Here is a 14,057-nt window from a genome sequence, read left to right on the forward strand (position 1 = left end):
TCCTCAGCACCCACCGGGCCGCCGGGATGCGGGAGTACGCCAAGCGCCACGACTGGCTCACCATCGTCCACCTGCCCTCTTACGCACCCGACCTGAATCCGGTGGAGGGCGTGTGGTCCCTCTTGCGGCGGGGACCACTGGCCAACGTCGCCTTCACCGACCCACCTCGAACGCACCCTCCGCCGAGGTCTGCGGCATATCCAAAACCGCCCCGGCCTCATCGACGGCTGCCTCGCTGGCACCGGACTCACCGTCACCAACCACCCGACAACAACCCGGAGAGATCAGTAACGCGGCGTCCTCGTGCGTCCAGGAAGGCAACGTCCGTGCCATCACCGCGCCATCGACACCGCATAAGCCCGCCAGTACCTGCCGCCCCGATGCGTTCAGCATCACCTCGGCATCCGCCCTCGCACCCCCACCCCGATGCCCAGGCCGAGAGCCGTGCCACCGCCACTGCGAGCGCAGAGCGGTCTCCGGCACCCCGTACCGACCCGCGAGACGACAGATCACCGAGAACGTCGTCTCACCACGTAACGGCGCGACACGGAAGACTCCCCGTCTCACAGCGTCTCCGTGCTCGCCCCAGAGCCTGTTCACCAAGCTCGTCACTTCCTGGCCCGTCACCAGCGCATCCCCAAGGCGTCGAGGCCCTGTACATGGAACGGCACCTTTCTGTGTCAAGCCGCAGCGAACAGAGAGGTATCACCAACGTGTTTGATCGGCGGCGGAGTTCGTGGTCTGCAGCCATGATCTTCGAGGTTGTGGTTGGGGTCGCTCAAGTTACACCTGCCGTCTGCGGGCTGGCTCTCAAACGGCGTGCGTCCCGGCCACGGCCGCCGACGGGCGTGGCTCGAGAGAGGTCTGCACTGCCTCACGTTGGTCTGCCCTCCCGTCGGTCACCACCAAGCCGATCGTGGAGGAGTTGCCGTGCCGTCCCGCCGCTCAACCAAGACCGCGTCCGGCCAGGTCATCATCGCCGTCGACCCGCACAAGGTGTCCTGGACGGCCGTCGCTGTCGACTCACGTCTGCAGCCTCTGGACGCGGTACGCGTCCCGGTCAGCCGCGGCCCGCTCACGTCCCGTCTGGCCGACGACGGCATTGAGGTTATTGACGTGTCGGCGAAGCTCGCCCGGCGGGTGCGGTTGCTGTCGACCGGCCACGGTCGCAAGAGCGACGAAGCCGATGCCCTGTCCGTGGGTGTCGCCGCCCACACCGCCGACCGGCTGCACACAGCACGGGTCGAGGAAGCCGTCGCTGCGTTGCGCACCTTGACCGAGCACCGCGACGACCTGGTCCGCACCCGCACGCAAACCGTCAACCGGCTGCACGCCCTGATGACCAAGCTCGTGCCCGCCGGCTTGCCGCGCAAGCTCACTGCCGATACCGCCGCCGCAGCTCTGTGAGGCGTCCGGTCCACGACTGCGCTGACCCGCACCTTGCGCGGCCTCGCCAGGGAGCTCGTCGGCGAGATACGCCGCCTGGACCGCCGGATCGTGTCCGCCGCCGAACAGATCACGACCGCGGTGAGCGAGTCGGGCACCACGTTGCCCGAACTGCACGGCATCGGTGACCTGTTGGCCGCCAAGATCCTCACCCGCACCGTCGGCGTGGATAGCTTCCGCTCTGCGTCCGACTTCGCCTCCTACTGCGGCGTTGCCCCGTTCGAAGTCTCCTCCGGGGACTGAAACGGCACCGCCTGTCGCGGGCCGGGGATCGCCAGCTGAACTCTGCACTGCATGTCATGGCCATCACCCAAATCCGCCACAAGACCGCCGGGCAGGCGTACTACCTGCGTAAACGACCGGAGGGGAAAGGGGTGTTCCTCACCGCAGTACATGCGGATACGGCGCTGTGAGTCAGTCTCCGTTGCAGACTTCTTGTACTGCGATCCTTCCTGCATCAGGTGGATTCAGTGCTGATTTGCACGGGGGTGTTGCCGGTGGTCTGGAGCACTGTGGCTGAACCGGCTGCGGCGTCGGCTATTGGTCGCAGTGCCGAGTCAAGGGCGGTGCGGAATGCAGTGTCAAGACCAGTACCGAATGCCGAGGACAGGGGATCTCCTTGGCTCGAGGCCTCCTCACCGGGGGCAAATTCGATGCTCTCCCCGGAAGACAGTCGGGCCAGGAGGAACGAGTTGCCGGCGAGTACCGGGTGCTCAAGCAGTTCCCACACCGCTTGGTCCACCCCGGGGATCGAAGCCAGGGGCGCCAGGACTTCGAGATCTGTTCCCAGGGGGATCACCTTCATCTCGCCGCCGGGCAACGGGCTGATCAGGACCAGGCCTTCGGGGACTGCGGTTGTCTGCGTCATGCTGGCCTCTTTCAGCTGGTCCGGTTGAGTTCGATGATGCGCTTGGTCGGGCCGGAGACGACCTGCCGCAGCCGCTGGGGAAGCACGGTGTCCTGTGCGCAGTCGGTGGCCTCCAGCTTGAAGGTCTGCCGGGGCTGGGTCACCCACGTGCCGTAGAGCGTCTGTCCGAACGAGTCCTCAAGCACCTTCCCGCCCGGAGTCCTCTCCACCACCCTGGTCTTCGTCGGCGGCCCCGTCTCTGCGTGGAAGGAAACCTGCACCAGCGTCGGGCGGGTATCGATGCCGAATCCGGTACGGCAGGTGTGCGCCGGACGGCGCTCGACCGCCTTGGACGCCCTGTCCTGCAGATTGGCCGGGAACCAGGAGGGAAGGTGCCACTTGAGCGTGACGTCCACCCAGGGGTCGTGATCCTCGTAGAACCGGCACGTGATGTCGTAGCTGTTCGCGAGGAAGTGGATGATGTTGAAGAGCGCCGTCAGCTTCCCTTCCTTCAGCTGGTCGAAGTTCTCCAGCCAGTCAGGGGCCTTGGTGAACGCGAAGGATGAGGTGCCGGTGTAGGTGTGACCGTAGTAGGCGTGAATATCCCCGCCACATTTCGTCGGTGCCATCCGATGCTCCTCTCGGGGTCGCCTCACACCTCAGTCGTCAGAGCTCCCTCTTGGCAAGACCACCATTTGGCCATCCAGCTCTAAACCTCGCTATCCGGTCAATGGGCGGGTGTGCAATGGATGACCTGTCGCCGATTCCGTACTGGAGTTCTAAAGCGCGATCTGCCCCTCCTTCTTCGGTGGGATTGAATTCGAATGGGTCCGGCTCGTTTCGAGTGACTGGCTGAGCTGGGCTTTCATGTGAGCAGGCTGGTGGTGGGTGCTGATCGCTTCTACCTTTTCGAGTAGGCGACGAGGGGGTGTGGTGATGGTGTCCCTGCTCGAGGAGCTGGAGCGGCGCGAGGCTGCGATCCGGGAGCGTGTGTCAGAACTCCGGGGTGCAGGTTGCGGAGTTGAGTGAGCAATTGGAGTCGTTCGAGGAGATGTTGTCGCAGGTCGAGGTCGCCCGGGTGGTGGTGCGGGAGATCCTCGACGACGCGGCTGCTGGCGAGCAGGTGGCGCGGGCGGCGGCGGGGCCTCGGGAGGCGGAGGCGGTGTCACCGATCGGGGTGACGACGGTGCCGCAGTGGGAGCCGGGGATGGAGACCTCGGTCCTGCCGTCCTCATATCGGGACATCATGGAAGGGCTGCAGGCTGCGGGACGTCCGATGCGGTCGAAGGCGGTCTCCGTGGCGATCGGCTGGGGCGAGGGGCCTCGAAGGTGGAGTCGATCCGGGTGAAACTGAAGCGCCTGGCGAGCAGGGGCTGGCTCACCGAGGACAGTTCGGGCCTGTTCGCGCTGGTAGATCGGGCCGCAGGGCTCGGGTCGCACGGTTCGGACTCTGGCGGGTGAGAGCCCTTCTTCCTACGTTCGTAGGTACCACCCAAACGTCCGTAGGAAGAAGAGCAGTGGAACCGTACGACATGCCGCTGAGTGCTGACTCCTTTGAAGCGGCGACGAAATTGTTCGACGCGCTCGTGACCGATCTGGCCTCCCCCGAAACGGGCGGGCTGCCCCATCACGAGTTGGAGGAACTCCTCGAGATCCGGGTCGTGACCTGCTGCGACAGCTGTTCCAGGATCATCTGGACCTGCGCGCGCGACGCGAAACCGAAGCCGTCACGATGCGGCGGCTTCGGGTCGTGGGCCCCGACGGCCTGCTGCGGCCGCGGCTGGAGACGGGCCATCAGCGGCTGCTGGCCACGGTGTTCGGCACGGTGACCGTGTCCCGCTGCGCCTGGCGGCGACTGGAAGCGGGCAACGTGCACCCGGCCGACGCGGTCCTGTCGCTGCCTCGTGGCCGGCATTCGCACGGGCTGGCCCGCCTCGCGGTCCGCGAGGCGATCCGTGTCTCCTGCGACGCCGCACGAGAAGCGATCTTTCGTCGGTGCGGTCCGGTGCTCGGCAAACGCCGCCTCGCCGGTCTGCTCGTCGAGGCCGCCCACGATATCGACGCCTTCTACGATGCGCGGGTCGTCGAACCCTGCCCGGCTTCCACGGTGTTGGTGTTGTCCGTGGACGGCAAGGGGATCGTGATGAGGCCGGAGGAGCTCCGGGAAGCCCCCCGGCAGGCCGCCGCGAAGCGGCAGCACACCTTTCGCACCCGTCTTTCCGCAGGTGAGAAGACCGCCCGAAAACGGCCAGGTGTTGTGCGCTGACGGTGGTGCGTCACGGATTTGGATGTGGCGTGGCTGGCCGTGTCGTGCTGCCAGGGCTGTGGCGAGGGGCCCGTTCTTCAGTGCAGCGCACGGCGCGGTACCTGGGGAGGGGCAGGTGGGCAGGGATGCGTGAACGCGTTGAACGTCACTGGAGAGTTGGCTTCGGCGAGGCTGAGGGGCTGCTCGGCTTGCCGGGGGCCTGAGCGTGGGTTTGGCCGTGGGCGGTGGGGGCCTCGACCTCTGTGTACCGGGTCTGGTTCTGCGTACCGCTCGAAGGCGGTGGAGGCGTGGCTGACGGCGCGGGCGATTCGGTGGCGGTGGTCTCGGGAGCCAGGGGTGGGCGCGGCAGGGCGTGGGGGTGGGTGAAAGGATCATCCATGCTTGTGGTATATGCCGCTGGCGAGACGTCGTATCGGGTAGCGCTCTCGATGCACCCGAAGAATCGTTTCACTGTGGATCATTTGCCTGAAGTCCAGTTGGTGCTGCCGGGTCAGGTTGCCGACCGGGGAGAGGCGAGGGTGCGGGCGCGGTTCAGCACGGCTGAGGCGTACCGGTACTTCCGGTGAGGTTTGAGCCGGGCGGTGAGGCGGCTGAGGGCTTGGTCGGCGAGGGCGGAGTGGAGGTGGGGGTAGTGGTCGAGGAAGCGGTGGGCGTGGGGGCAGGCGGCCTCTATGTGTCCGATGTGCAGGAGGTGCTCGGCGAGCTGGGCGTGGGTGACAGCCACGGGCCGGTGCTCTTGTGAGGGCCGGGCACGCAGGGAGCCTCGCAGGGCGGTGAGGGTTTCGGTGTGTTCGCCGAGCGCGGCGAGGACTTGGGCGCGCTGGTAGTGCAGACCGGCCTCGGGGTAGGTGGCGAAGGGGCCGGTCGGGCTGGTGGAGCGGTCGTGGTGGTGTTCGGCGGCGGTCAGGTCCTGGATGGCGTGACCACGTTGGCCTTGCTGGGCGTGGGTGAGGGCGCGCTCAGTGAGGAGGAAGGAGCGGACGGCGCCGTCTGCGTGGGGGCCGGCGGCGTCGAGGGCGGTGTCGGCGAGTTGGTGACTGTAGGTGTGGTGGCCGAGCTGGCCCGCTTGGGCGGCGGTGGCGCGCAGGGTGATGGCGTACTGGCGGCGATTGCCGGCGTGGCGGGCCAGGGACAGGGCGAGGTGGAAGTAGCGCTGGGCCGGGCCGGGCAGGCCGTCGTCGGCGCTCATCTCGGCCAGCAGGTACACGAGTTGCGCGGCCCCGGTGAGCACCTCGCCCCGTAGCCGGTGCGGGGCGGGAGCGGTGAGCAGGGGAGCGGCGTCGTCGGCGATGTATTCGGCCAGGGTGGTGCGGGCGTGCCCGCCGCCGTAGCGCTGGCGCAAAGACGCGAAGAAGCCGGCCATCTCCTGCAGCGCCTGAACATCAGAGGCGTGCACCTGCCCCAGGGCCGGCTGCTTGGAGGTACGGCCTGGGGCGGGTGGGTTCCAGGCGACAAGGGGCAGGGCGATGAGGGTGTAGCCGGTCTGGGCCAGGAAGGCGCGGCGGGCGGGGTCGGTGTCTTGTCGGCACAGAACGCTGAGGTGGCGCACGGTTGCTGCCTCTCCAAGTGCGGTGGGAGCCAGCGGAGTCGGTGTGCGCAGGGACCGGGCGTCGGGGGTGAGGTCCGCGGGCGTGATCAGGCGGGATAATCGTTCGGTGAAGGCGGCCGCCATCAGGTCGGGGACCGGTGGGCGGGGGCGGGTGCCGGTGAGCCAGTGGGCTACCGCGGTGCGGTCGTAGCGTAGAGCCAGGCCCTGGGCGTTGCCCAGAGTGTTGACCGCGCGGGCCAGATCCCCCGCACTCCAGTCGGCCTCGGCGAGCAGTGCCGCGAGCTGCCGGTTCGGGCGATGCTGACGGCTCAAGGGAGCCCCCTCATGGTCGTTGTCCGCGTGTTCGGTTTTCAACGCGTTCACGCATCGATCAGGACGGCTCGCTTCCCTCGGTCGCCCGTTCGATGCTTCATGGAAGGGACCTACCCGCCCTGCGGTGCGGGCCAACCGGCCCCTTGCCGAGGCCCGTGCTCGTGTGCTCTTCCGTGAGGACAATGCCATGCCTTTACCGGCGCCCGTGCTGCCCGCTGACCGTGAGGGTGCTTCCAGACTCCTGGTGCAGGCGCGGGAGTTGACCACTCCCGCGCTGCGCGGCTGGGGCGGTCGGCTGCCCCGGGAGATGGGGCGTCTGGCCGGGTATCACCTGGGCTGGCTGGATGAGCACGGCCGACCGACAGCCGACCAGGGAGCCGTGGGCGGCAAGGCAGTGCGCCCGGCGCTGGCGTACGTCAGCGCCGAGGCGGTGGGCGGCCGGGCCACCGATGCGGTGGGCGCGGCAGTGGCAGTCGAGCTGGCGCACAACTTCTCCCTCGTTCACGACGATGTGATCGATGGTGATGCACTGCGCCGGCACCGTTCGACGCTGTGGGCGGCGTTCGGTATGCCGTCGGCCGTGTTGGCCGGGGATGCGCTGCACACCCTGGCCCTGCAGGTCCTTGCCGAGAGTCCCGCACCCGGCGCGGGCCGGTCAGTGGGAGTGCTTGCGGACGCGGTGCTGGAGCTGATCGAGGGGGAGGCGATGGACACCTTCTTCGAGCAGCGCAGGGACGTGAGCGTGGGGGAGTACCGGAGCATGGCGCGCGGCAAGACTGGGGCGTTGATGGGCGCCGCCTGCGAGCTGGGTGCACTGTCCGGCGGGGCTGGTGAGGTGCGCGCGGAGCACCTGGGGGTCTTCGGTCGGCATCTGGGGGTGGCTTTCCAGATCACCGACGACCTGCTCGGCCTGTACGGCGATCAGCAGGTCACGGGCAAGCCGGTCGGCAACGACATCACCGCCCGCAAGAAGACCTACCCCCTCCTCGCCGCGCTGCAGTCCGGCGGCGACGCAGCCGCACGACTCGGTGAACTCCTGCACCAGCCAGGCCGGCTAGAAGAGACACATGTGAAGGAAGCCCTCCACCTGATCGAGGCGGCGGGCGGACGACGAACCGCGCAGCGGGCAGCCCACCGGGAGCTGGAACACGCCTTCGCCGCACTGACCGCGGCAGACCCCACCCCGGCGGCCGTGGAACAGCTCACCGCCCTGGCCCACCTGATGACCCACCGCCACCACTGAGGAAGGCAGAACCCATGGAGTACCCCTCCCGACATGTCTGGGCCGCGATGCCTCCGCAGCCCGGTCTGCCCCTCGAGCAGCTGTGGGTGGCCAGCGAACTCCACTACCCCGACGGGCAGATCCTGCCGTGTCCGGCCGCACCGGTGATCGCCGGGATGTACGAACGCGCCGGACGCACGGTGAGCACCGGCCCGCTGCACCTGGTGGACCAGGTCCGCCTGAACGGGTTCCAGGCGGCGGTGGCCGTCCTGGGTGCGGACGGCGATCGGGGTGTGGGTCTCGCCGTCGGCACCCGAACCACCGGCCCCTGGCTGTCCGCCCGCGCCACCCTGGACACCTGGGCAAGGACCATGCGGCCGCGCACCGTGCTGCTCGCACAGCCGCGCTCCTTCTGCGCTGGTGTGGAGCGCGCCATCGACGTGGTCGAACGCCTCCTGGACCAGCGCGGACCCGATGAGGGGCCGTTGTATGTGCGCAAGCAGATCGTCCACAACCAGTACGTCGTCGACGAACTGGCCACGCGTGGCGCCGTCTTCGTCGAGGAGCTGAACGAAGTACCCGACGGGGCGCGGGTGGTGTTCTCCGCCCACGGCGTCTCCCCGCAGGTGCGCGCGGAGGCCGAGCGCAAACATCTCTCGGTGGTGGATGCGACCTGCCCGCTGGTGACCAAGGTCCACTCCGAGGCCCGCCGTTACGCCCAGCGTGGGAACACCGTGGTGCTGATCGGGCATGCCGGGCACGAAGAGACCGAGGGCACCCTCGGTGAGGCACCCGAAGCAACCGTTCTCATCGAAACGGCCGACGACGTCGCCACCCTCGAGGTACCGGACCCGACCAAGGTCACCTACCTGACCCAGACCACCCTGGCCGTGGACGAGACCGCCGAGACCGTCGCCGCCCTCAAAGCCCGCTTCCCCTACGCCCGGGGCCCGGGAGCCGAGGACATCTGCTACGCCACCACCAACCGCCAGCACGCGCTGCAGACCGTAGCCGCACAAGTCGATCTGGTGCTGGTACTCGGCTCGGACAACTCTTCCAACTCGCTGCGCATGGTCGAACTCGCCCGGCGCGCCGGCTGCGAAGCCCATCTGATCGAAGACGCCAGCCATATCCGGTCGTTCTGGCTGGAGCACGCGCAGGCGATCGGCCTGAGCGCCGGAGCCTCCGCCCCACCCGCCCTAGTCGAGGACACGATCGCCGGCCTGAAGGGGCTTGGCCCGCTGACCGTGGAGGAGCACACCCACACCACCGAAGACGTCTACTTCGCCCCGCCCGCGACGCTGAGGAACCACACATGACCGCGCCCACCCGCGACCAGATCACCGCCTTCCCGCTGCTGTGCGAGGCGGACAGCCCCAAGGCCCTGCGCTCCTTCGACGAGGACCAACTGACGGAACTGGCTACCGAAATCCGCGAGTTCCTGTTGGAGAAGGTCACTGCGGTGGGCGGTCACCTGGGACCCAACCTCGGCATGGTCGAACTCACCCTCGCCCTGCACCGGGTCTTCGACTCACCCCACGACACGCTCGTCTTCGACACCGGCCACCAGGCCTACGTCCACAAACTCCTCACCGGCCGAGCCGCGGACTTCGACCAGCTCCGCCAAGGCGGCGGCCTGTCCGGTTACCCCTCCCAGTCCGAGTCCGAACACGACCTGGTCGAGAACAGCCATGCCTCCACCGCCCTGGCCTATGCCGACGGCCTGGCCAAGGCACGCCAGCTGACTTCAGAGCAGGAGCGGGCGGTGGTCGCGGTCATCGGAGACGGCGCGATGACCGGCGGCATGGCGTTCGAGGCCCTCAACAACCTCGGTGGCGCCCAGGACCGCCCGGTCATCGTGGTGTTGAATGACAACGAACGCTCCTACGCCCCCACCATCGGTGGCCTCGCCGACCACCTCCAACAACTCCGCGGCGAGTCGGCCGACAGCATGGACTGGCTTACCGATGACGCCCCGGGCGGGGTGATCGGGCCGCTACCGGTGGCCCGCAGCCTGTTCGAACTCCTCGGCTTCGCCTACCTCGGACCCGTCGACGGCCACGACCTGCCCGCACTCGAAGAGGCCCTGCGCATGGCCCGCGACCTGCGCCTGCCCGTGGTCGTCCACGCCGTCACCACCAAGGGCAAGGGCTACGCTCCGGCCGAGCAGGACACGGCGGAGTGCATGCACGCGGTCGGCGTCATCGACCCGGCCACCGGCAAGGCGGCCAAGACCAGCAGCGCGCCGAGCTGGACCAGCGTCTTCGCTGAGGAATTGTGCGAACTCGGCTCCCGCAACGAGGATTTGGTCGCCATCACAGCGGCCATGCCCGGACCGACCGGCCTGGCCCGCTTCGCCGCACGCTTCCCCGACCGCTGCTACGACGTCGGCATCGCCGAACAGCACGCCGTCACCTCCGCCGCCGGACTCGCGATGGGCGGACTGCATCCCGTCGTCGCCGTCTACGCCACCTTCCTCGGCCGCGCCTTCGACCAGGTCCTCATGGACGTCGCCCTGCACCGCCTGCCCGTCACCTTCGTCCTCGACCGGGCCGGCATCACCGGCCCCGACGGACCGTCCCATCACGGCATGTGGGACCTGACCATCCTCGGCGCCGTCCCCGGCATGCGCGTGGCCGTACCCCGCGACGCCGCCCGGCTGCGCGACCTGCTCGCCGAAGCCGTCACCCACCACGGCGGACCCACCGCGCTGCGCTTCCCCAAAGCCACCGTCACCGGCGACATCGACGCCCTACGCCACGAGGGCCCCCTCGACATCCTGCACGAAACCACCAGCCGCGACGTTCTCCTCGTACCGATCGGCCCCCTGGCCACAGCCGCCCTCGAGGCAGCCCAACACCTGGGCAAGCTGGGCATCGGCGTCACGGTCGCCGACCCGCGCTGGGTGCTCCCCGTGCCCGCCGAGCTGACCGAACTAGCCGACCACCACCGCCTGGTGGTCACCATCGAGGACAACACCCGCGCCGGCGGCGCCGGCACCGCCGTCACCCGGGCCCTGGCCGACACCGGCTCCACCGTCCCCGTACGCGTCCTGGGCCTGCCCGGCACTTTCCAGCCCCACGGCACCCGCAGCGACCTGCTGAAGGCAGCCGGCCTCACCCGCGAAGGCATCGTCCACGCTGCTCTGCGGGCCCGCGCCCACCAACCCCACACCACCCCCACCGAAGGCAGCATCCGATGACCGCCATCGACCTCGGCCTGCCCACCATCCCCAAGACCCCGGTGCGCCGCCCCACTCGCCAACTCCACGTCGGCGATGTCCCAGTGGGCGGCGGCGCCCCGGTCAGCGTGCAGACCATGACCACCACCAACACCGCCGATGTGGACGCCACTCTGCAGCAGATCGCCCAAGTCACCGCCGCCGGCTGCGACATCATCCGCGTCGCCGTGCCGTCTGCCGACGACGCCGAGGCGCTGCCGAAAATTGTGGCCAAGTCGCCGATCCCGGTGATCGCCGACATCCACTTCCAGCCCCGCTACGTCTTCGCCGCCATCGATGCCGGATGCGCGGGCGTGCGCGTCAACCCCGGCAACATCAAGAGGTTCGACGACCGGGTTGGCGAGATCGCCAAGGCCGCCGCAGCCGCTCACGTGCCCATCCGCATCGGCGTGAACGCCGGATCACTCGATCAGCGCCTGCTGGCCAAACACGGCAGCCCCACCCCCGAAGCTCTCGTCGAGTCGGCGCTGTGGGAGTGCTCGCTGTTCGAGGAACACGGCTTCAGGGACCTGAAGATCGCCGTCAAGCACCACGACCCACTCACCATGATCGCTGCGAACCGGCTGCTCGCCGACGCCTGCGACTACCCCCTCCACCTCGGCGTCACCGAAGCCGGCACCGCCGTGCAGGGCTCGATCAAGTCCGCGACCGCCTTCGCGATCCTGCTCGCCGACGGCATCGGCGACACCATCCGGGTCTCGATCTCCGACCACCCCGTCCAACAGGTCAAGGCCGGCAACCACATCCTCCAGTCCCTCGGCCTGCGCCCCCGCAAACTGGAGATCGTCTCCTGCCCCGGCTGCGGCCGCCTCCAAGTTGACATCCACAAACTCGCAGGGCAGGTTGAGGCAGCTTTCGACGGTTTCCCCCACCCCCTGCGGATCGCCGTCATGGGCTGCGTCGTCAACGGCCCCGGCGAATCCCGCGAAGCCGACCTCGGCGTCTCCTGCGGCAACGGCAAAGGCCAGATCTTCGCCCGTGGCCAGGTCGTGCGCACCGTCCCCGAATCCCAGGTCGTCGAAGCCCTCCTCGACGAAGCCCTCCGCCTCACCGAAGCGCCCACCTCGCCGGCAGGACGGACCTCATGACCAGCCCGTCCCTGAAGGCCGAGAGCACTGACCTCGCCGCCGTGCAGGCCCAAGTCGACCTGGTGCTCCACGACTTCCTCGACACCAAGCGGCGCGGCGCCGAGGACCGGTCCCTGCCCCTGGACGTAGCGGCGACGCTGAACGACTTTCTGACAGCGGGCGGGAAGCGACTGCGTCCACTGCTGTGTGTGCTCGGCTGGCACGCCGCCGGCGGACACGGCGACGGCACGGCCGTGGTGCGCACCGCGGCGGCGCTGGAGATGTTCCACGCCTTCTGCCTCATCCACGACGACCTCATGGACAACAGCGCCACCCGCCGCGGACAGCCCACCGTGCACCGCTTGGTCGCGAACCGGTACGGCCACGACCACCTCGGCGCCAGTGCGGCCATCCTGATCGGCGACATGGCACTGGCCTGGTCGGACGAACTCCTGCACAGCGCCGGTCACCCGCCCCACCGTCTCGCCGGCCTGCGCCGGGTCATCGACGTCATGCGCCAAGAGGTCATCTACGGGCAGTACCTGGACCTCATGACGCCGCTGGGACCCCTCACCGACCACGAAGCGGCCCTGCAAGTAATCCGGTACAAGACCGCGAAATACACCTGCGAGCGTCCGCTGCACTGCGGGGCAACCCTGGCCGACTCCGAGGCGGACCTGTACACCGAGCTGTCGCGCTACGCACTGCCCCTCGGTGAGGCCTTCCAGCTCCGCGACGACCTCCTCGGCGTCTACGGCCATCCCGAGGCCACTGGCAAGCCCGTCCTGGACGATCTGCGTGAGGGCAAGCACACCGTCGTGCTCGCGCTGGCCGCCCAACGCGCCGACCCTGCCCAGCGCAAGCTCCTCGACACCCTGCTCGGTACCCCGGAGCTGGACCACGACGGCGCCGCCCGCGTCCGCGCCGTCCTGGACGCAACCGGCGCCCGCGCCACGGTCGAAGACATGATCGCCACCCGCTATGCGCAAGCGCTCACCGCCCTCGACGCCGTCCCTTGCCCGCCACCGGCCACTGCCGCACTGCGGCACATCGCCGCCCGAGCCGTGGAGCGCACCTCATGAACCCCCGCAAGTGTGTGCTGCTCGCCGCCCCCCGCGGATGCTGCGCCGGGGTAGACCGCGCCAGCGCCACCGTCGAGAAGGCCCTTCAACTGTACGGGCCCCCGGTCTACGTACGCCACGAAATCGTCCACAACACCCGCGTCATCAACACCCTCAAAGACAAGGGCGCCGTGTTCGTCGAGGAGACGCACGAAGTACCCGAGGGCAGCATCGTCATCTTCTCCGCCCACGGGGTCGCCCCCGCCGTCCGCGTCGAGGCGGCCGAGCGAGGGCTGACCGCGATCGACGCGACCTGCCCCCTGGTCACCAAAGTCCACAAAGAGGCCGCCCGCTACGCGGAGCAGGACTACGACATCCTCCTCATCGGCCACGAAGGACACGAAGAAGTCATCGGCACCAGCGGCGAGGCACCCGACCACATACAGCTCGTCGACGGCACCCGCGACGTGACCAACATCCAGGTTCGCGACCCGAACAAGATGGTGTGGCTCTCCCAGACCACCCTCTCCGTCGACGAGACCACCCAGACGGTCACGGCCCTCAAAGAGCGCTTCCCCATCCTCCAGGCCCCGCCCAGCGACGACATCTGCTACGCCACCCAAAACCGGCAACAAGCCGTCAAACAGATCGCAGCCGGCGCAGACCTGGTCATCGTGGTCGGCTCCCGCAACTCCTCGAACTCCCAGCGCCTGGTCGAAGTCGCCCTCGGCGCAGGCGCCAAGGCATCGCACCTGGTGGACTCTGCCGACGAGATCGACGAAGCCTGGCTCGAGGACGTGTACACAGTCGGTGTCACCTCCGGGCCTCTGTACCCGAGACCCTCATCCACGAGGCCCTCACGTGGCTCGCCGGGCGCGGCTACAGCGACGTACAGACCCTCACGTACACCGAAGAACACCAGCGGTTCGCCCTGCCCAGGGAACTCGGCGCAGCCGTGGACAACGCCCCCGAGTAGATCTGTGAGGCCGCTGCCGTCCGAGACAAGAACAGGACGGGCCTCCAATCCAGTACTGGCACGGGAAGGA

Annotated in this window: 13 protein-coding genes and 2 pseudogenes; 12 read left to right on the forward strand and 3 right to left on the reverse strand. The window is 68.6% G+C overall.

What is annotated here, in order from left to right:
* Positions 1-2 precede the first annotated feature (2 nt).
* From ACFQVC_RS32510 to ACFQVC_RS32525, 4 genes and pseudogenes are all read left to right on the forward strand, one after another.
* Positions 3-291 (forward strand): annotated as a pseudogene (locus tag ACFQVC_RS32510) (transposase); the annotation flags it as partial.
* Between the two features lie 639 nt (positions 292-930).
* A complete protein-coding gene (locus ACFQVC_RS32515; RefSeq protein ID WP_381837358.1) occupies positions 931-1,407 on the forward strand; it encodes an IS110 family transposase in 477 nt (158 codons plus the stop codon).
* A gap of 33 nt (positions 1,408-1,440) precedes the next feature.
* Positions 1,441-1,689: a transposase gene (locus ACFQVC_RS32520; RefSeq protein ID WP_381837360.1), complete on the forward strand. Its 249-nt coding sequence runs from the start codon at positions 1,441-1,443 to the stop codon at positions 1,687-1,689.
* Positions 1,690-1,700: 11 nt separating this feature from the next.
* Positions 1,701-1,859, forward strand: a complete 159-nt coding sequence (locus tag ACFQVC_RS32525) for a hypothetical protein (RefSeq protein ID WP_381837570.1) — start codon at positions 1,701-1,703, stop codon at positions 1,857-1,859.
* 44 nt (positions 1,860-1,903) lie between these two features.
* Here ACFQVC_RS32525 and ACFQVC_RS32530 read toward each other — a convergent pair whose 3' ends face one another.
* A complete protein-coding gene (locus ACFQVC_RS32530; protein WP_381837362.1) occupies positions 1,904-2,314 on the reverse strand; it encodes a hypothetical protein in 411 nt (136 codons plus the stop codon).
* Positions 2,315-2,325: 11 nt separating this feature from the next.
* A complete protein-coding gene (locus ACFQVC_RS32535; protein ID WP_381837364.1) occupies positions 2,326-2,922 on the reverse strand; it encodes a hypothetical protein in 597 nt (198 codons plus the stop codon).
* A 359-nt stretch (positions 2,923-3,281) separates the two neighbouring features.
* Between ACFQVC_RS32535 and ACFQVC_RS32540 the strand changes: the two genes are divergently transcribed.
* Together ACFQVC_RS32540 and ACFQVC_RS32545 are read left to right on the forward strand one after the other, a co-directional pair.
* A complete protein-coding gene (locus ACFQVC_RS32540) occupies positions 3,282-3,641 on the forward strand; it encodes a hypothetical protein (protein WP_381837366.1) in 360 nt (119 codons plus the stop codon).
* A gap of 402 nt (positions 3,642-4,043) precedes the next feature.
* Positions 4,044-4,559, forward strand: coding sequence for a tudor domain-containing protein (locus ACFQVC_RS32545; RefSeq protein WP_381837367.1), 516 nt, complete (start codon positions 4,044-4,046; stop codon positions 4,557-4,559).
* Positions 4,560-5,049: 490 nt separating this feature from the next.
* Here ACFQVC_RS32545 and ACFQVC_RS32550 read toward each other — a convergent pair whose 3' ends face one another.
* The gene (locus ACFQVC_RS32550; RefSeq protein ID WP_381837369.1) at positions 5,050-6,420 is read right to left on the reverse strand and encodes a hypothetical protein; all 1,371 of its coding nucleotides are present in this window, start codon (positions 6,418-6,420) and stop codon (positions 5,050-5,052) included.
* Between the two features lie 259 nt (positions 6,421-6,679).
* Between ACFQVC_RS32550 and ACFQVC_RS32555 the strand changes: the two genes are divergently transcribed.
* The 6 genes and pseudogenes from ACFQVC_RS32555 (at position 6,680) to ACFQVC_RS32580 (ending at position 13,987) form a co-directional block, all read left to right on the forward strand.
* Positions 6,680-7,663, forward strand: coding sequence for a polyprenyl synthetase family protein (locus ACFQVC_RS32555; RefSeq protein WP_381837370.1), 984 nt, complete (start codon positions 6,680-6,682; stop codon positions 7,661-7,663).
* 14 nt (positions 7,664-7,677) lie between these two features.
* Positions 7,678-8,961 carry a 4-hydroxy-3-methylbut-2-enyl diphosphate reductase gene (gene ispH, locus ACFQVC_RS32560; RefSeq protein ID WP_381837372.1) on the forward strand — a complete coding sequence of 428 codons (1,284 nt, stop codon included), beginning with the start codon at positions 7,678-7,680 and terminating at the stop codon, positions 8,959-8,961.
* The gene (locus ACFQVC_RS32565) at positions 8,958-10,844 is read left to right on the forward strand and encodes a 1-deoxy-D-xylulose-5-phosphate synthase (RefSeq protein WP_381837374.1); all 1,887 of its coding nucleotides are present in this window, start codon (positions 8,958-8,960) and stop codon (positions 10,842-10,844) included. Before ispH ends, ACFQVC_RS32565 begins: the two co-directional genes overlap by 4 nt.
* On the forward strand, positions 10,841-11,971 hold the full coding sequence (ispG, locus tag ACFQVC_RS32570; protein WP_381837376.1) for a flavodoxin-dependent (E)-4-hydroxy-3-methylbut-2-enyl-diphosphate synthase: 1,131 nt from the start codon (positions 10,841-10,843) through the stop codon (positions 11,969-11,971). Before ACFQVC_RS32565 ends, ispG begins: the two co-directional genes overlap by 4 nt.
* Positions 11,968-13,032, forward strand: a complete 1,065-nt coding sequence (locus ACFQVC_RS32575) for a polyprenyl synthetase family protein (protein WP_381837378.1) — start codon at positions 11,968-11,970, stop codon at positions 13,030-13,032. Before ispG ends, ACFQVC_RS32575 begins: the two co-directional genes overlap by 4 nt.
* Positions 13,029-13,987: pseudogene (locus ACFQVC_RS32580) on the forward strand (4-hydroxy-3-methylbut-2-enyl diphosphate reductase). Before ACFQVC_RS32575 ends, ACFQVC_RS32580 begins: the two are co-directional and overlap by 4 nt.
* The last annotated feature ends 70 nt before the right edge of the window (positions 13,988-14,057 follow it).

The organism is Streptomyces monticola (assembly GCF_042665355.1).
GTDB lineage: Bacteria > Actinomycetota > Actinomycetes > Streptomycetales > Streptomycetaceae > Streptomyces > Streptomyces monticola.